Source organism: Staphylococcus sp. IVB6240 (assembly GCF_025558425.1).
Classification (GTDB): domain Bacteria; phylum Bacillota; class Bacilli; order Staphylococcales; family Staphylococcaceae; genus Staphylococcus.
The window spans coordinates 614,636-633,782 of the sequence record NZ_CP094718.1 but is presented as its reverse complement, the minus strand read 5'-3'; the positions used below and the strand labels follow the sequence as shown (position 1 = coordinate 633,782).

General features: G+C 34.5%; 15 protein-coding genes and 1 pseudogene. 7 read left to right on the top strand and 9 right to left on the bottom strand.

What is annotated here, in order from left to right; all coding sequences use genetic code 11:
* Positions 1-2: 2 nt before the first annotated feature.
* A complete protein-coding gene (locus tag MUA88_RS03125) occupies positions 3-350 on the bottom strand; it encodes a UPF0738 family protein (protein ID WP_262604679.1) in 348 nt (115 codons plus the stop codon).
* A 131-nt stretch (positions 351-481) separates the two neighbouring features.
* On the opposite strand from MUA88_RS03125, the gene MUA88_RS03120 reads away from it, so the two are divergent.
* From MUA88_RS03120 to MUA88_RS10905, 6 genes and pseudogenes are all read left to right on the top strand, one after another.
* Positions 482-1,060, top strand: a complete 579-nt coding sequence (locus tag MUA88_RS03120; RefSeq protein ID WP_262604678.1) for a CYTH domain-containing protein — start codon at positions 482-484, stop codon at positions 1,058-1,060.
* Between the two features lie 122 nt (positions 1,061-1,182).
* The gene (locus MUA88_RS03115; RefSeq protein ID WP_262604677.1) at positions 1,183-1,554 is read left to right on the top strand and encodes a truncated hemoglobin YjbI; all 372 of its coding nucleotides are present in this window, start codon (positions 1,183-1,185) and stop codon (positions 1,552-1,554) included.
* Between the two features lie 16 nt (positions 1,555-1,570).
* On the top strand, positions 1,571-2,365 hold the full coding sequence (gene yjbH, locus MUA88_RS03110) for a protease adaptor protein YjbH (protein WP_262605751.1): 795 nt from the start codon (positions 1,571-1,573) through the stop codon (positions 2,363-2,365).
* Between the two features lie 236 nt (positions 2,366-2,601).
* Positions 2,602-3,808, top strand: a pseudogene (locus MUA88_RS03105) (MFS transporter).
* Between the two features lie 353 nt (positions 3,809-4,161).
* Complete coding sequence (locus MUA88_RS03100; protein ID WP_262604675.1) at positions 4,162-6,183, top strand: helix-turn-helix transcriptional regulator; 2,022 nt, start codon at positions 4,162-4,164, stop codon at positions 6,181-6,183.
* A gap of 308 nt (positions 6,184-6,491) precedes the next feature.
* Positions 6,492-8,726 carry an LPXTG cell wall anchor domain-containing protein gene (locus tag MUA88_RS10905; RefSeq protein WP_481906605.1) on the top strand — a complete coding sequence of 745 codons (2,235 nt, stop codon included), beginning with the start codon at positions 6,492-6,494 and terminating at the stop codon, positions 8,724-8,726.
* Positions 8,727-9,014: 288 nt separating this feature from the next.
* Here the strand turns inward: MUA88_RS10905 and pepF are convergent, their stop codons facing one another.
* The 4 genes from pepF to spxA all read right to left on the bottom strand — a co-directional run bounded on the left by pepF (position 9,015) and on the right by spxA (position 13,414).
* Positions 9,015-10,826, bottom strand: a complete 1,812-nt coding sequence (gene pepF, locus MUA88_RS03085; RefSeq protein ID WP_262605750.1) for an oligoendopeptidase F — start codon at positions 10,824-10,826, stop codon at positions 9,015-9,017.
* A 73-nt stretch (positions 10,827-10,899) separates the two neighbouring features.
* On the bottom strand, positions 10,900-11,859 hold the full coding sequence (locus tag MUA88_RS03080) for a competence protein CoiA (protein WP_262605749.1): 960 nt from the start codon (positions 11,857-11,859) through the stop codon (positions 10,900-10,902).
* A 123-nt stretch (positions 11,860-11,982) separates the two neighbouring features.
* On the bottom strand, positions 11,983-12,687 hold the full coding sequence (gene mecA / locus MUA88_RS03075) for an adaptor protein MecA (RefSeq protein ID WP_262604672.1): 705 nt from the start codon (positions 12,685-12,687) through the stop codon (positions 11,983-11,985).
* A gap of 331 nt (positions 12,688-13,018) precedes the next feature.
* Complete coding sequence (spxA, locus tag MUA88_RS03070) at positions 13,019-13,414, bottom strand: transcriptional regulator SpxA (RefSeq protein ID WP_044360477.1); 396 nt, start codon at positions 13,412-13,414, stop codon at positions 13,019-13,021.
* A 315-nt stretch (positions 13,415-13,729) separates the two neighbouring features.
* On the opposite strand from spxA, the gene trpS reads away from it, so the two are divergent.
* Positions 13,730-14,722 (top strand): tryptophan--tRNA ligase, encoded by a 993-nt coding sequence (trpS, locus tag MUA88_RS03065; RefSeq protein ID WP_262605748.1) that lies wholly within the window; start codon positions 13,730-13,732, stop codon positions 14,720-14,722.
* 60 nt (positions 14,723-14,782) lie between these two features.
* Here trpS and MUA88_RS03060 read toward each other — a convergent pair whose 3' ends face one another.
* The 4 genes from MUA88_RS03060 to MUA88_RS03045 all read right to left on the bottom strand — a co-directional run bounded on the left by MUA88_RS03060 (position 14,783) and on the right by MUA88_RS03045 (position 19,134).
* Complete coding sequence (locus MUA88_RS03060; protein WP_262605747.1) at positions 14,783-15,331, bottom strand: DUF4256 domain-containing protein; 549 nt, start codon at positions 15,329-15,331, stop codon at positions 14,783-14,785.
* Positions 15,332-15,432: 101 nt separating this feature from the next.
* Positions 15,433-17,097, bottom strand: coding sequence for a peptide ABC transporter substrate-binding protein (locus MUA88_RS03055; RefSeq protein ID WP_262604669.1), 1,665 nt, complete (start codon positions 17,095-17,097; stop codon positions 15,433-15,435).
* A 21-nt stretch (positions 17,098-17,118) separates the two neighbouring features.
* On the bottom strand, positions 17,119-18,060 hold the full coding sequence (locus MUA88_RS03050; protein WP_262604668.1) for an ABC transporter ATP-binding protein: 942 nt from the start codon (positions 18,058-18,060) through the stop codon (positions 17,119-17,121).
* Entirely contained in the window at positions 18,061-19,134 is a 1,074-nt protein-coding gene (locus MUA88_RS03045; protein WP_262604667.1) for an ABC transporter ATP-binding protein, read from the bottom strand.
* Between the last annotated feature and the right edge of the window lie 13 nt (positions 19,135-19,147).

Genomic DNA, 19,147 nt, shown 5'->3' with positions numbered 1-19,147 from the left:
CTTCATACTAGTTCAAACGTTTGCTCTACCGCCTCAACGAATGACTTACCATAATTAGAGTTCCCCTCTATGTTGTCTAATAAATACTCTAATTCATTCTTAAAGCTTGTTAATTCTAATGTATCATTAATGATGATTTTCTTATCACGATGTTCATGTAACATAGACCAAGTCTCTTGCACAAAAATTAAATATGAATATGCTGACCCATCATCTAAAAGGTGCACGAATGCATAATTATCACTATCGACTATCATTTGACCGGCATCAGTGAATCCTTCTGTTGATTGTTCTGTATAACATAAAACTTGATCATCTTTAATTTTAATTTCATTGACATAAATACGCATAGGTACTCCTCCTTATCATGTTATAGTTTAACACAATTTTACTATTGGCTCATCGGTCAATTACTTCATTTGTTAAATCCTTTTCTTATCATTAAAATTACTGCATAATAAATAAAAAGGAGCGACAGATTATGGCAATAGAACAAGAAATTGAATTCAAGCAATTATTGGATAAAAAGACGTACCAAATGATAAAAGACGCTTACTTTTCTCAAGACCAACCCTTTACGCAAACAAACTATTATATAGATACACCTGACTTCCAATTGATGACACATAAAATGGCACTGCGTATTCGTGTACGTGCAGACAAGTCTCATGAATTCACTTTAAAAGTCCCTGCTGAAGTTGGACTTACAGAGTATAACCATGAGACTTCATATACACCTATACAAGATGCAACGATACCTTCAGATATTATTCCTAATGAGATTAAAGAAGTGCTCACTCAACATGATATTAATCATTCTCAACTTATCATATTAGGAAGTCTCACCACACATCGTTTAGAAACAAATACGACTTCAGGTTTACTCGTACTTGATCACAGTGAATATTTAAATACAGAAGACTATGAATTGGAATTTGAAGTTTCTGACTACGATGAGGGGTACCACGCATTTACACAAATACTTAAAAATTATCACCTCACACATGAGCCACCTTTAAATAAAGTACAGCGTTTCTTCCATAAACGACAAAAAATGTAATGGAGGTGAAACCTTTATATTTTAGAAGTTTTTGTGATCTTGTAGGCATAAGTGTTTTTACTTTGAAATGGACAAATTCATGTTATTATTTATATATATAATGAAAATAAAAGGTGATACGCATGAAACAGACGCCTTATGAAATAATCGGGCAAGAAGCACTTTATAAAATGATTGATCATTTCTATGCGCTAGTAGAAAATGATGACCGAATTAATCACTTATTCCCTGGTGATTTTGCCGAAACTGCACGTAAACAAAAACAATTTTTAACACAATTTTTAGGTGGACCAGATCTTTATACACAAGAACATGGCCATCCGATGCTGAAAAAACGTCACATGCCTTTTGTCATTGATCATCATGCAAAAGATGCATGGTTAGAAAATATACACACAGCTATTGAAACAGCACAATTCCCTGATGGTGTCGGCGACTATTTGTATGAAAGACTGCAGTTAACTGCGAACTATATGGTTAACACAGAAAACTAATTGTAGGTGAACAAAAATGACGGAAGAATTGAAGGTTATAGCGAGTAATAGTGAATACCAAAATAATTCAGACCTTACTCCTGTAAGCAAAATTGAGATCTATTCGTTTTTTGATCCTTTTTGTAAAGACAGCTTTAAACTATCCGCTATCTTGGCCAAGTTAAGAATTGAATATCATCAATATATCTCTATTCGTCATATTTTGAATCCATCTTTACGGGTGCTTACTAAGTGCCAGGCACAAAGCACTTCCGACCGAGATAATATTGCACTTGTGTTTAAAGCAGCAGAGTTACAAGGTCGTTCACGTGCACATCGTTTTATGCATTTATTACAGAATGAGATTATTCCAAAACGTGATATTGTCACTGAAGATATGATTGCAAAATGTATCGTTAATGCAGGACTTGACTATGATGTGTTCAAAAAAGATATCAAAAGCGGTAAACTACGTGATAGCCTGAAAGTAGACTTGCATATCGCACGTGAAATGGATATCGAGACAGCCCCTTCACTTGTATTCTTTAATGAAGACATCCATGAAGAGGGATTAAAAGTTGAAGGTTTATATCCTTATCACATCTATACCTATATTATTAATGAAATGATTGGCACAACGATTGAAAAAAGCTTACCTCCAACACTTGCTGATTACATTCAACAAAAACAGCTTGTAACGGAAGAAGAATTGTTAACAATCTACGAGTGGCCAGAACGTACACTCCGTAAAGAATTAAAAAAACTTGCACTACAACGTAAAATTGAGAAGCTCAAATATCCTGAAGGGGAATATTGGAAATCTCGTTTATAATATTTGTATCGATATACTATTACCACAACATTTGATTGTGGTAATAGTATTTTTTTATTCTTTTGAAATATGATTTAATAATATCCTTATACAATAGCGTACTTACCCTATAATTCATGCATATAAACACTCCTTTTTCATCACTTTTTACTTATTATTTTAAATCATTCTTTTTTCGAAAATATGGTATTCTATTGAGTATAACAAGGGATACATATTTTAAGGGAGAAATAAAGGTGTGGGAGAAACTCAGTACAACATTAAAAGTACGGTTAATCAGTAACTTTTTTCAAGAACTTATCACAAAACCGCCTTCTTACCTTTTATCGCACTTTATATTACAGATATGCCGAATGCAAAAATTGCTGGGATATTTCTTACTATTTTAGTACTAGTCAATTTTCCAGTCACATTACTCGGCGGCTATTTTGTAGAAATATTCCCTAAAAAAGCATTGTTTTAAACTACCAATTTATCATAGGCATCATGTTACTACTGATGTCACTTACAATGATTGGCAATCAAAACATTATATTTTTCTGTGCCTGCTACACTATTTATAATCTAGTGTGGGGACTGCAATATCTCGCCATGGATACGATTATCATGGACGCGATTACGCCAAATATAGAAAATTACATTTACAAAATTGACTACTGGTTTACTAATTTGGCCATGGCATTCGGTGCATTGCTTGGTGGCATAATGTACCATCAAAACAAAGCCCTCCTTTTCTTCATTGCTTTTATCATTTTTCTACTCGTATTAATGGCATTATGGAAATGCGTCCCTAAGGATGAATCAAGCAAACCTATTAAAACAGATATGACTAAAAATATGTTTTCAATCTTTAACAGCTATGAGGTAGTGCTTAAAGATATACGCTTCATTATGTTGACGATTGGATTCAGTATGATTATGATGGGCGAATTATCTGCGTCCTCATACATCGCTGTACAATTAAAAGAAGAATTTAGTACTGATTTGATATTTCATATAGATGGCGTAAAAATGTATTCTGTCCTAATGATTGTGAATACGATATTAGTTATAACTGCTACTTATATGATTTCAAAAATAATTGTCAATTACACTGAGAAAAAGATACTCATTCTAGGCCTTGCCATGTATATCATCGGATACAGTCAAATTACTTATCTCAATGACTTTTATCTTTTAATCATATTTATGATTATCGCAACAATTGGAGAAATTATTTATGTCCCTATTTATGCTGAAAATATGTTTAAAATCATTCCTAAAGATAAAAGAGGGACTTATTCAGCACTGAATTCACTTGGTTTTAACTTTGCTGAATTAGTTGCCCGTTTTGGAATTGTTCTTGGTGTATTTTTATCTTCAAAAATGATGGGACTTTATACATTCATTTTTCTATGTATTGGTGCTGTTTTTAATGAACGTCTCTATTTATGGTCACTTTAAGCAGACAAATATAACAGAATAAGTCCATAACATGCCCCAGCCTATCTTCACAGGTTGGGTTATGTTATGCTTATGGCACATAAAAAATCAAAAATTGTTTAATCTCTCTATCTCAATAATTAGTTATTACAACTTTGACTACTTACTTCTTTAAAAATACTTCATAGTTTCAACATACTATCTTTCAATCCATAAAATAATCCAATCACTATTAATAAAAATAACAAAACAAATACTTGAATAATTTATTTATTTGTTACACATCCTCACGTATAATATATAGGTTATTACAAGTTTCCAACATCTATTGATTTTTACTTAAATTCTTTCAATTTATGTAAGGAGATATTCCGATGTTTCCTAAAATTTATTATTTGGCTGAACCTATGACACAGCCTGTACGTTGTTTTGATAGTTTAATTCTATTACTTTCTTTAGACGATGACATCACTATCGTAAAAGACGGCCAACAATTTGAGCATGGTACAGTGCATTTAATTAATGAATCTGAACTCTATGAAATCAAATCAAAAAATGTTTTAATTTTTTATCTCCCAAATGATTTATTTAAAGCACGTAATATAGATATTTTTAACCAATATTTTTCAATAAACCAACCTGACGATTTAAAAGTAAACTTAAAATCACTATTTAAATATTACCAGTTTGAGGAAACATCTACAGAGCCTGCAAAACAATTATTAACACAGATTTTGTATGATATCACACGGGTTACGGCTCCTTTCAAACAAACATCAACTGATGTGTTAGGTGGAATCATCGACTATATTCATCAAAACATTCATCAGCACACAACTTTAGAAATGTTATCAAAGCAATTTTATATTTCTACGTCTCATCTTTCATTATTATTTAAAAAACAGATGAATATGACCTTTCATGAATATACAGCCTCATTAAGAATTGCTAAATCTATGAAAGATCTATCTCATGATAATAAGAAGATTAAAGTGACAGCAGATATTTGGAATTATCCTAGTTCGACAAATTACATTATTCATTTTAAAAAATACTTAGGTGTCACGCCCAAAAAATATAAAAGTCTATCAGCACAAGCAAAAGGCATTCCATTAAATACGCTTATTTCAGATGATGACGTACTTAAACAGCTTAAGTTTGAAGTAGAAGAACAAAAAGAAGATATTTTGGTTCAAATTGATGACACAACAATTACAGAACACCCTTTTTCATATTTCAATCTCATCGATATTGGTCCTTTTGAAAATATAGATTTAATTATGAATGAACCTGTTTTCAGTTATAAAAACATTTCAAACTATAGGCTTAAATCTTATGTTTATGTGAATGAACCGATGGAAACTATCATTGAAAATCATCAAGATGAAAGTATGATAAAATTTAAAAAACTTTTAAATCTACAAGTGCCCATTGCACTCAAATTATCAGAAATTGAAAGCTATCAATTTATCTCTAATATCATTAAAGATCTATACTTCTTCAAGAATGAACACCCACTGACAATGCATCATGATAATCACATCTTACTTTTATTGGATTTAAATACAATACCTCTTTCTGCTATAAAGCAAATTCAACATAATATCTATGATACACAAATTTCGATTGCCGTTGATATTACAGACTATTTTATTTTTGATCAACCATTGGATGAATCTATATCAGAGTTGCAAACTGATTTTTATGCAATTGATTTTAAAAAGATTAAAGACTTTCATCAACGTACACAGCAAGAAGTAACCTTCAAAACAATGCAATCGACTTTATATGCATTTATGATACAAAATAATATAAGACATAAAGCCATCTTCTTAAATTATTATGAATTCTATGCGCCAAATCTTTTAAATAACAAGGCTCTATTTTTAGAAGAATCACTCAAAGGCCGTGAATTTCTTGCAGGTGCAACAATTAATTTTACGCAGAGTACAAATAAAAAACCCTCTGTTGCGATATTTGATAATATCGAAAATAAAAGGCCTTTTTTCTTTTTGGGATATATGCTGTTAAATTTTTCAAAATATCCATGTTATTATGGCCATCGACACATTATCACACAGACAGTACATGGTTATAATGTACTCACTTTCAACATAGAAGATTGTCCACAAAATTTTAAAATCAGTATACCTGAGTCTTCTAAACACAAAAACATTTTAATTTCTACTGAGGTACTCAACAATGAATATGGTGGTGTAGATCGAATGATAGATCAAACAGTCACCGATAAAAGTTATTTTCCTTATGCTTTAAAATTCAAATTAAGTCAATATAATAGCCCCTATATCAATGTTCAACAACATGATTTTAATCAGGCGCCCTATCAAGTTTGTGTACCACCAAAATCTATTACATTGGTCACTTTATATACATGATTAGTACAATTCCAGTCATTTCAATACACTCTGAAACGATTAACTAAAGTTTCGGAGTGTATTTTTATTCCACAAAAAAGCGAATGATTACTTCTGAATTTTTAGGATAATTTAACACACCATCATACATTACGATATTTTCTCATTATTTAAATAGTTTTACAGTTAATTAAATTTTTAATCTTCACAAAAAAGACGTTAGCGATATTATTTCAAGAGATACTATGTACATTTAACATTTTGTTTCTAGTTAAATGTAAATAAGTCAAAAATTAAATTTACCTTAGTATTTTGAAAGGAATATGCGTATGAAAAAGTATCAACAATATAAAAAATATGATCAACAAAAACAAATCTTTAATATTCGAAAATTATCGTATGGAACAGGCTCTGCCTTACTTACAACATTACTATTTTTAGGTATGACACAAAGTGTAGAAGCAGCCGAAATCAACGAAGTATCTGAGACAACATCTGGGGGAACAGCAAATACAGAAACTGTTGAAGAGAATAATCATCCTGATGTAACTGAAAGCGATGAAATTAATCAACCAGCTGAAACAGTAAATGACACAGAAGAAACACCTACAGAACCAGTGACAGAACCACTTGAAAACACCCCTATCAATGAAGAAGAAACAGCATCATCAAATATTAATGATACAATTTCACCTCATGAGGAAACTGATGAATCAGCATATGACATAACATCATCCCACTCAAACTACCCAGAACCATTTAATTTAAATAATGATAATACACAACCACCCGTTTATAATGATGCATATAATGGAGGTATGAATAACGTTTCTAATATAGGTGGTGGTGGCGCAAATGTCACACCTGGCCATGCCAGAATTCAACCAGATGGTCGTATAAAATATGATTATGAAGTTTCTATCAATCCCATCAAGTCGAGCGACCATATTCAAACAGGAAGTACATTCAATATTACTGTTCCTCACTTTGTTGAAAATGTTAAATTTACGCTGATTGGAACACGTGATGAAAATAGTGTACCTTATCATGTCGATCTTCCACTTGGACTCATCACTTTTGAAGAATATACTGAAGAGGAAGGAGAAAACCAACGTTTTCAAAACATTCCTACCTATGAGGAATATCTTGAACTAAAAGAAAGTGGGAAAATACCCATTTCAGTTGTAGAACATGTTGTTCACAGATATGAAGATGGAGATTCTTGGACAAGTGCATATACTGGTTTAAGTTCAAATCATTTAGCACGCATTTTCTCTGTGAACACACTGATTTCTGGTCCAATCGGTTTAAAAGTAGAATTTGATATTTCAAAAGAACAATTTGAGAAAACACCTTATTTACCTTTAGATGTAAGACTCGGCTATCGAGGTTTCAGAGAAATTAATGGTATTCAGCAATATACTGACGGCTCTCAGCCTTTAGATGATTACAGACCATTTACACGAATTGATCAGGATTTTGATAAAATAAGTTTATATTATTTTGTTGAACACCCAGAAGATATAAAGTTAGGTGACTTTGATGAACATGGTTTATATAGTCAACCAGGTGTTGCTGTAACAAGAAATATGGGAGATTGGTCTAAAATTGGTCCAGATATTTCATATGCAACCTTTATTTATCCACTCCGATTCAATTTGTTTCATAATCTTGCTGTATCATATGATGCACCACTCAATGAAGACTTAGCTGACATTGCTGTTGTTGCACCTGATGAATTAAGTTTAATTGTAGACGAAACAGATTCTGACAGTGACTCTGATGCAGACAGCGACTCAGATTCGGACAGTGATGCGGATTCTGATAGTGATTCGGATTCCGACAGTGACTCGGATTCCGACAGTGACTCGGATTCCGATAGTGACTCAGATTCCGACAGTGACTCGGATAGTGATTCTGACTCCGACAGTGACTCAGATTCCGACAGTGACTCAGATTCCGACAGCGACTCAGATTCCAACAGCGACTCAGATTCCGATAGTGACTCTGATTCCGATAGTGACTCTGATTCCGATAGTGACTCGGACAGCGACTCGGATAGCGATTCGGATTCTGACAGTGACTCGGATTCCGATAGTGACTCTGATTCCGATAGTGACTCAGATTCCGATAGTGACTCGGACTCGGACAGCGACTCGGATAGCGATTCGGATTCTGATAGTGACTCTGATGCAGATAGTGACTCAAACTCGGACAGCGACTCGGACAGTGACTCCGATTCCGATAGTGATTCAGACTCTCATAGCAATTCTGATTTAGGTAACGACTTCCATTTTGACAGTGACCATACTTCTTATAACAACCTAGGTCATATCTCTGAAATAAATCATATTTCAAATTTATCAACACATATCAATACTATTTCAACTTCTCATCATGACAATAATCACAACAAAAACTTAGTGAATAGTGAAGATGAACACGATCATAACTTGCCAAAAACAGGTAGTACATCACACAGTACTTTAATTGGTTCTCTCTTGGCAGCATTCGGTTCTCTTTATTTAATCGGAAGACGTCGTAAAAAGCACTCTGAAGAATAATAAATGAACACCCCAAAAGTTGGCATTTCAAAACCAACTTTTGGGGTGTTTTTAGAATTCAATATCATATATATCACTTATTACAAAAAAGACATAAAAAAACGCCGTGCTCTAACACGGCGCTAAACAAAGGGGATGGGAGAAATTTTTCACTTCAAACAAAGGGGTATGTTTGTTATGTGATTAATTTCATGGTCATAATATATCATGCCCATACCGATGTTTCAACCCTTTAACTCACAAAAATTAAACTTTTCACAAATCCGTCATATTGTAAACGAATACAGTTTACAAAGCGTCCATTAATGCTTCAAATGCGTCTAATTTTTGCTCAAAAACATGCAATGCATCTTCAATTGGTTGAGGTGTTGTCATATCTACACCTGCATTTTTTAATAATTCAATTGGATAATTTGAACTTCCTTTTTTCAAGAATTCATTGATGTATCTTTCAACAGCAGGTTCCCCTTCTGTTAAAATTTGGTGACTTAAACTTTGAGCTGCACTGTATCCAGTTGCATATTGGTAAACATAATAGTTCATATAGAAGTGTGGGATACGTGACCATTCTTTACTAATATGATCGTCAGTTTCAACCACATCACCAAAATATTGTCGGTTCAATTTAGCATATTCTTGGTTCATACGTTGTGCAGTCAATGGTTCTCCTGCTTCTTCAATTTGATGAATCTTATGTTCAAATTCAGCAAACATTGTTTGACGGAATAATGTCGCTCTAAAACGTTCTAGCTCTTGGTTTAATAAAAGTAGACGACGCTTATCATCAAGATGTTGTTCCATGTAGTAGCTTAATAATGCTTCGTTACATGTAGAAGCAACTTCTGCAACAAAGATAGAGTAGCCACTGTATGTTGATGATTGATTTTTTCTACTGAAGTAACTATGTGCAGAATGTCCAAATTCATGAACAAGTGTAAATAAATCTGAGACAGTATCTGACCAGTTCAATAAAATAAATGGATTTGTTTGATGTGCACCTGAAGAATAAGCACCTGAACGTTTACCTTTGTTTTCATATACATCTACCCAGCCATTTTCAAGACCTTCTTTGATGACATTTAAATATGTTTCTCCCATAGGTGCTAAACCTTTTAACATCCACTCTACTGCTTCTTCGTATGTCATATCAAATTTGATATCTTTCACAAGTGGTGTATACATATCATACATTTTTAAGTCATCAATACCTAATAGACGTTTACGTAATTCTGTGTATCTATGCAATAAAGGTAAGTATTTATGGATTGTCTTAACAAGATTATCATATACCGCTTCTGGTATGTAGTTATTGCTCAATGCTTGCTCACGTGCTGTTTTGTAGTTGTGTGTACGTGCATTAAATACATGTTTCTTCACTTCACCTGCTAATGTCGCACTTAATGTATTATTATATGCGCCGTATGCTTTATATACGTTATTATAGGCAGACTGACGTAATTCACGGTCATCTGACTCTAAATATTTAATGAACGTCCCTTGTGTTAATGGGTGCTTATTACCATCTTTATCTGTGACATCCTCAAATGTTAAATCAGCATTCTCAAACATACTGAATACATTACTTGGTGTTGATAAAGCATCTTGTGCTTCTGTTAATAATTTCTCTTTATCTGCATCTAAAACGTGTGGGCGTTTATGGTTGACCATTTCTAAAGCAAAAGCATAATGTTTCAATCCTTCATGAGACGCTAAAAATGATTGAATTTTTTCTTCTTCTACTTGTAGTAATTCGGGCACTAAAAAGCTCCATGCTGAACTAAATCGAATGATTAGTTGATGTGCACGTGACTCTAATCCAGTGTAATGATCGTTCCCTGTATCTTGGTCTTGTTTCAGATGTGCATATACATAGACTGACTCCAGGTCTGCTTCAATCTCATCTTGAAGGCGCAATGCAGCATAAAGTGTTTCTGCCTCATCACCAAGATGTCCTTTGAATTGTTCTTCTTCGCCGATACGGTTAGAAACCTTTTCGAAAGCTTCTTCCCAAGCTGCATCGTCTTTGAAAATTGTTGTTAAATCCCATGTGTGCTGTGGAAACTTTTGCTCTTGTTCTTCACGAGTTCTTTGAATTGTCATACTTTTCCTCCTTAAAATGTGAGATAATTAATACTATTTTCTCATTTTTTGGCAAAAAAATCACATATAAAACTTATATTTTCATTATTTTTCTATATCGTTGAACTAATTGCGCAACAATTTGCTGATGTGGCAGTGATTCTTTCGCAAAATAACGGAACTTTAAATACCTTTGTAATGCTTCAAATGGGTTGTGTTGTTGACTGATTGTCTCTAATAACTTCAACTGCCATTCAACAGGATGTGTATAGATATAGATTTGTTCTGGAAAAATATATCCCGTTAACTGAACGACTTGAGTATCGCTGAATTTCATATGATACATCATGGATAAAGTGGGTTCATGGACTGTATTCTTTCTCCTGCATTGAATAATATGCTGTAGAATACGTGTCGTTGATAACTTACGTACTATCGTCATTTCGCTATACTTGCCCTCTTGCACTTCGCTTAATTGCTGATAGTCCATAGGTTCACAATCTGCATGAAATTGTCGTGACGATAGACCCATCATATGATATAGACGATAAACTCGATGTGTAAATGGATGAATACCATACAACATACAGTGTTTTGGATCAATACAAGCCTGCTGAAGTTGATTTAAAGTATACACACCGTTTTTATATTTGGGCAGTAATGTGAGCCATATGACTTGATAACCATTCCTCTCTAATCCTTCTGTTCTTTGACGAATCAAATCTATTGATAAACGGCTTAATTGGATTTCTATCGCCGTGTGACCAACGACAATATCTGGTATTTGTTGTATTTCATGGATATATGGTTCCAGTTGTACATCTACATGACTTTTTGATAACTCACGAAATATATGTAACTTTAATTGATAGTGCAACATCGATTCACCATGAGCACAGTGACTCGTCTGATGACGATGTGCAAAATGCGCGATATTTTTATAACCTTGTTTTAAAACTAATGGTTCATGACAAACTGGACAAAAGTATGTTATTTCTTTTTGTGCATGCTGTGCTAAAATACGTTCTTTTTGTTCATTAAAGGCTGTTAGCATGTGATTCACCTCAATCCATCACACGCATTAACCTCATGAATTACTTTTGTATTTAAATAGAAAAAGCACATCAACAGACACTCATCGTCTGCAATGTGCTTTGAAATAAACATTTCACTGTTTTTATAATGTAAAGTATCGTTTCACTTGTTCAGTGACGTTATAACTCATAACAATTTTACCGTAATCATTTAGATATAACTCTGTCTTATCACTCAATGACGCAAATTCTAACATTTGACTATAGAAATTATGAATTTCTTCTTCTGTTACACTTGCATCAAAGTGTATAACGTAATAATACTGTTGATCTAACATATAAAGTAAATCTTCAAATTGTGTTAATTGTTGATTATGGCGATGTGCATAAGCAATGACTGATTCTAAATCATCAAACTTAAAGATAGCTGTTTGCGTCAATGGTACTTTACCACTAGATACACTTTTACGCGTTTTTTGTTCTTTCTTCGTTGCATGATTCTCTTCATGTGCTTCTGGTTCTTTGAAAGAATTTGATAAAAGATCACTTAAATGGTTGTCAATTTCTTCAAATGCGTTCATGTCATCTGACATACCCATTTCTGGTTCATTTTTTGATTTCGAAATCGTCACTTCCACGCCCTTTTCAAAAGCGTGTACTTGAATCCATAATGGTCCCTCTACAACAAAATCCTCTTCTTCATTGACTTCTTCCATGACAGACCAGAAGAACTCTTCACCGCGCTTACGGTTCGTCCATAAATCTTCACGTCTAAATCCACGTGCTTCTATATCTGTATAAGTGATAAATAATTTAACTGTCATATCATCAATGCGCTCTATTCTCATATCATCACACTCCTTTACAGTTGATGAATAGTATACTTATTGTATGAAATCATCTTTAAAAATACAATTTTTTTGTTTCTGCTATTTGTGATACTGATTTTTACATCTTTATTATATCATATTGCATATTTTTCTAAATAAAATTGCCTATATATGAGCTGGCCAAATCACGCCAAAAATCTACTTTTTCTGAAGCATATCATCCATTAATCTATAAAATGATAACAAAAAAACAGCACGCATGCGACGCACTGTTTCGTGTCTACTCACGGACGCAATCAACCATGAATAGTCAAATATTTAAATTAAAAAAGTGTCTTCAAAAATTAAGTTAGTCTACCATACGTTGTGCTTCAAGCAATTGGAACGTACGCACTTTACGTGGTAGGAAACGGCGAATTTCATCTTCATTGTAACCAACTTGTAATCTCTTCTCGTCTAGGATGATTGGACGACGCAAGATACCTGGGTTATCTTGAATGATTGTGTATAAATCTTGAAGTGGTAATGAATCGATATCCACGTTTAACTTTTGATAAGTTTTTGAACGTGTTGAGATAATTTCATCTGTTCCATCTTCAGTCATTTTAAGGATCTCTTTGATTTCATCTAAAGTTAAATGCTCAGAGAAAATATTTCGCTCCGTATACGGAATGTCATGTTCTTGTAACCATGCTTTCGCTTTACGGCAAGATGTGCAACTTGGTGAAGTAAATAATGTTACCATACATCTCACTCTCCTAGTTTAATGAATTTACATTCATCATAATTTTTAACGTTTCTTGTTTGACTGCACAATATATGTCAAAACGTTTTAAAACTTTAGCCCTTGTCTTCTAACGTTATGATTTTATTATATGTGGTCAACATTAAAATTAAATGAGAAAATGCAATTTAAATTTTTTTATTCAAATAATCAGACTTAAGTCGTATAACCTTATCTAATCAATTGATATTTATACCTTATCACAAATTACAAACAAAGAAAATACTGATATAATAGTTACAACAATATACATGATAGAAAGTAGGCTTTTTAATAATGAAAACTTTATTTTCCGGTATTCAGCCAAGTGGTATTCCTACATTAGGAAACTATATCGGCGCACTGAAACAATTTGCAGAGATTCAAGATGATTATAACTGTTTCTTCTGTATTGTTGATCAACATGCCATTACAGTACCTCAAGACCGTTTGAAGTTACGCAAACAAATTCGTCAATTAGCAGCAATTTATCTTGCATCAGGACTTAATCCAGATAAGATTACTTTATTTATTCAGTCAGAAGTCCCTGCACATGTTCAAGCAGGATGGATGTTAACAACGATTTCATCAATTGGTGAATTAGAACGAATGACGCAATATAAAGATAAAGCGCAAAAACAAAATGATGGTATTCCGGCTGGTCTCCTTACATATCCACCACTTATGGCAGCTGATATCGTCTTGTATAATACAGACATCGTACCAGTTGGCGATGACCAAAAACAACATATTGAGTTAACGCGTAACCTCGTTGATCGCTTTAACAGTCGCTATAATGATGTGCTCGTTAAACCTGAAATTCAAATGCCTAAAGTCGGTGGTCGTGTCATGAGTTTACAAGACCCTACAAAAAAAATGAGTAAGAGTGATGACAATCAGAAAAACTTTATCTCTTTATTAGATGAGCCACGTCTGGCTGCTAAAAAAATCAAAAGTGCAGTTACAGACTCTGACGGAATCATTAAATATGATAAAGAAAACAAACCTGGCATCTCTAACTTATTAACAATTTACTCTAGCTTAACAGGCACACCAATCGCGACATTAGAGGCACAATATGAAGGTCAAGGATATGGCGCTTTCAAAGGTGACTTAGCAGATATCGTTGAAAAATTCTTAATCGACTTCCAAGAAAAGTTCAATACATTCTATGAATCAGATCGATTAGATGAAATTTTAGACGAAGGTCGTGATAAAGCACAACGCGCATCATTCAAAACATTGAAAAAGATGGAAAAAGCGATGGGCTTAGGCCGTAAAACAAAATAATAAATAACCATAAGAGGGAGATTAACTGTCATAAATCAACAGTCAATCTCCCCCTTTCTTTTAAATTTTAAGCATACCTCGAAATCCTCTCGCACCATAATAAGATTCTGCACCGTTATGATATGTGAACACAGTGCCGTATCTGTAATCACAGAACAATGCCCCACCTAAGTCACGAATATGATCAGGTGTCACAATCCAACTCGATGTTTTCTTATCAAAGATACCAAATGTTTGAAGATGTCGATATTGGGATTCTGTTAACAGCTCGATCCCCATCTCTTCTGCCATCACGATAGCACTCGTTTCAGGTTTATACTTCTTACGTAATGCCCATGCCGCTTGATCATAACAAACACTTCTATGCCCTTTAGGACTTTCTGCTGAACAATCTACAAATGCGTACTGACCGTCTTCTAGTACAATAACATCTGGTTCACCTTCAGTACGCTCCATTTCACTCAGCGACCATAACTTTGTATCTGATACCAACAATTTTTGTTCTATGTCATCCCAAGTGACACCTTCATGGCGTTCTGGATACTTTTCAAAACGTGTTTTTAATGTAACTAATAAAGCTTCTTTCTCTGTTTCTGTTATTTTAGTCATTTAGTTTCTCCTTAGCTCATTATATGGATATCATAACAAGTCGATCTATAAAACGCGACAAAAACAGAGCCCTCTATGTCAAAGGACTCTGCTTATCATTGTTATTTTTCTTTCTTTTTACCTGTTTCTCGATCAATACTCTTATCGATATACGCGTATTTCAATGTTGTGTCGCCACCAATATTATGATACTGCAAGTTTTTCACTTGTGGGTTCGTCAAATGCGCTTCCCCTTTTTGGTAAATCGGCGTGATTGGCGCATTGTTCAATAGAAGTTCTTCCGCATCAATTAATGTTTGATTACGCTCTTCTTCTTTTTGTAATAATGCACCATTGGCATCTTTCAACATCTTATCGTATTCTTTGTTGCCCCAACCAGTATTGTTTGATGAGTTACCAGTTGTCATGATATTTAAGAATGTTAATGGATCAGGATAGTCTGGACCCCAACCAGAAAGTGAAATATCGTAGTTTTCACTTTGTTCTCGTGCAATACGCTGTTTGAATGGTAACTGTTGAATTTTAATCGTAACACCAGGTAAGTTTTTCTCAATTTGTGCTTTAATAAACTCTGCTGATATTTTTGATGCAGGTGTATCTTCTGTATTTAGCTTAAATGTAAATGAGTCTTCACCTAAAGTTTTTTTCGCTTTTTCATAGTTTTCTTTCGCTTTTTCAGGATTATAAACTAATGGTGAATTGATTTGATCAGCAAAGTCCGAATCATCTGGTGCTTTGGCTGTTGCTTTTGATGTGAAACCATCACTCGGTGCTGACCCGTTATTTAACACTGCATCAACATATGCTTGCTTATCTACTGCTTGTGCGAGTGCTAAACGCATATTTTTATCCTTGAATGCAGGTACCGTACCTTGATTCAATTTTAAATAGAATGTTGCTGCAAGAAGACGTTTCTTTAAAGCTGGATTATCTTTGTATTTTTCAACTTGTTCAGATGAAATCGTTGTATCATCCACTGAATTTGTATCATATAAAGACGCCCCTGCTTGACCATCTTTTAAGACTTTATAATTCACTTTGTCTAACTTCACAACATCTTTATCCCAGTATTTATCATTCTTTACTAATAGAATTTTATCTTCTACTGCCCATTCTTTTACTTTAAATGGTCCATTGTATACCGCTTTATCCTCATTCGTTCCATAACGATCACCATATTTTTTCACAACTTTTTCATTTTGTGGCATATATGTTCCAAAAGCGAGCATTTCTTTAAAGTATGGAATAGCTTTTGTCAGTTCAAATTGTAACGTATGATCATCTAACGCTTTAACACCTAGTGAATCTACTTTCTTTTTACCTAAGTTGATTTCTTCAGCATTTTTTAAGTCATACATAATATATGCATACTCTGAAGCTGTATCCGGATCGACGACACGTTTCCATGCGAATTCAAAGTCATGTGCTGTTACTGGATCGCCGTTTGACCATTTCGCATCTTCTCTTAACTTCACAGTCCATGTCTTACCATCTTCAGAAATTTTTGGTTCCCCTTTGGCTACACCTGGCTGTGCTTTGTCGTCACCATCTAATACATAAAGTCCTTCATACACTTGATTGAACTTATCAAAACTCACAGTATCTGTTACTTTCGCCGTATCTAGTGATGACATATCTTGTGGAATTACTTTACGAAAGACTTGTCCTTTATCATCATAAATCCCTTCGCCGCTGCCACATGCTGAAAGGACGAGTGTAGCAGCCAAAAGTGGCGTGAATATTTTCAATGTTCTCCGTGTCTTCACTTGACATTCCCCTTTCAAAAATTATACACGTTCTTTTTGATAATCTGCCTGAAACTTTTCGAGTTCTTCTTCAGTCGCAAACACTAAATGATCAGGCGCCACTTCATGTAACGTGCGCGCATCATTTTTGCTTGGATCATGCTTGTAAGCAATACGCTTTCTTGTTCGCTCTGTTTCTGGATCAGGCTGTGGTACGGCTGATAACAATGATTGTGTATATGGATGCACTGGATTGTTGTAGATTTGATCTGCGGTACCAATCTCAACAATACGGCCGAGGTGCATGACCGCAATTCTATCTGATATGTACTTCACCATTGAGAGATCATGTGCGATGAATAAAAACGTAATATTACGTTCACGTTTTAACTTCTGCATTAAATTGACAACTTGTGCTTGAATCGATACGTCTAGTGCAGAAATGGGTTCATCGGCAATGATAAACTCTGGTTCAACAGCAAGGGCACGCGCAATACCGATACGTTGACGCTGACCACCTGAAAACTCATGTGGATAACGGTTCGCGTGACTTTTTCGTAGTCCCACCGTTTCTAATAAGTCATATACACGCTTTTTTCGATCTCGACGATCAGAGGCAAGTCCGTGTATATCAATCCCTTCCGCAACAATATCCATCACTTTTAAACGTGGATTCAATGATGCATATGGATCTTGGAAAATCATTTGAATTTTTTTATTAAATTTCAATAACTCTTTGCGATTTTTGATTTCTTGTATATTAACCCCTTCGTAAAGCACCTTACCATCTGTCACATCGTTTAATTTAATAATCGCTTTTCCTGTTGTTGATTTCCCAGAACCTGATTCGCCAACAAGGCCAAATGTTTCCCCTTTATAAATATCAAATGAAATATCGTCAATCGCGCGTACTTCATTTGGTTTACCAACATTAAAGTATTGTTTCAAGTTTTGTACTTCTACAAGTTTCTCCCTGTTTCCCATTTAAAACGACACCCTTTCTACACGTTCTGGTTTGTCGAAATTATTCGGCATCTCACGCTGTTTTCGTTTTACAATCGGTGGTGGATCAACCACTGGTGCGCGCTCATCCAGCAACCATGAACGTACAAAATGTGTTGGAGAGACACTAAACCATGGTGGCGCCTCTTTGAAGTCAATCGCTAATGCGTATTCACTTCTCGCTGCAAAAGCATCTCCCTTAGGTGGATGCACCAAGTCAGGTGGTGTCCCAGGAATCGCTAATAATTCCGTATCCTCTTCTGTTTCTAAATCAGGCATCGATGACAATAAGCCCCAAGTGTATGGATGGCGTGGATCATAGAAAATCTCATCCACATTCCCTGTTTCAATCATTTGTCCACCATACATGACAGCAACACGATCGGCTACATTCGCAACCACACCTAAGTCATGCGTGATGAATATAATTGCTGTATCAATCTTTTGTTGGAGTTCCTTCATCAAATCTAAAATTTGTGCCTGCATCGTTACATCAAGTGCTGTTGTTGGTTCATCGGCAATTAAAATTTTAGGTTCACATGCTAATGCTAAAGCGATAACGATACGTTGACGTTGTCCACCTGAAAATTGATGTGGGTAGGCATTAAAACGTTTTTCTACATTTTTTAAACCAACTAACTTTAATAATTCAATCGCACGTTTTTTAGCGTCTGCTTTGCTTAAACCGATATGCTTAATAATTGGCTCCATCACTTGCTTACCAATTTTCATTGTAGGGTTTAATGACGTCATTGGATCTTGGAAAATCATTGAGATCTCTTTCCCACGCAACTTCATTAATTCTTTTTCTGATTTCTGCGTTAAATCCTCGCCATCAAATAAAATTTGTCCTTTTTTAATTTTACCTGTCGGACCTTGGAACAACTTTGTAATTGCTTTTGTTGTCACTGACTTACCAGAGCCAGATTCACCTACAATCGCTAATGTTTCCCCTTTATCTAAATAGAAATCCACACCACGAACTGCTTGCACTTCCCCTGCCGTAATATCAAAGGAAACATGCAAGTCCTTCACTTCTAAAATATGTTCAGACATGGTATCATCCTCC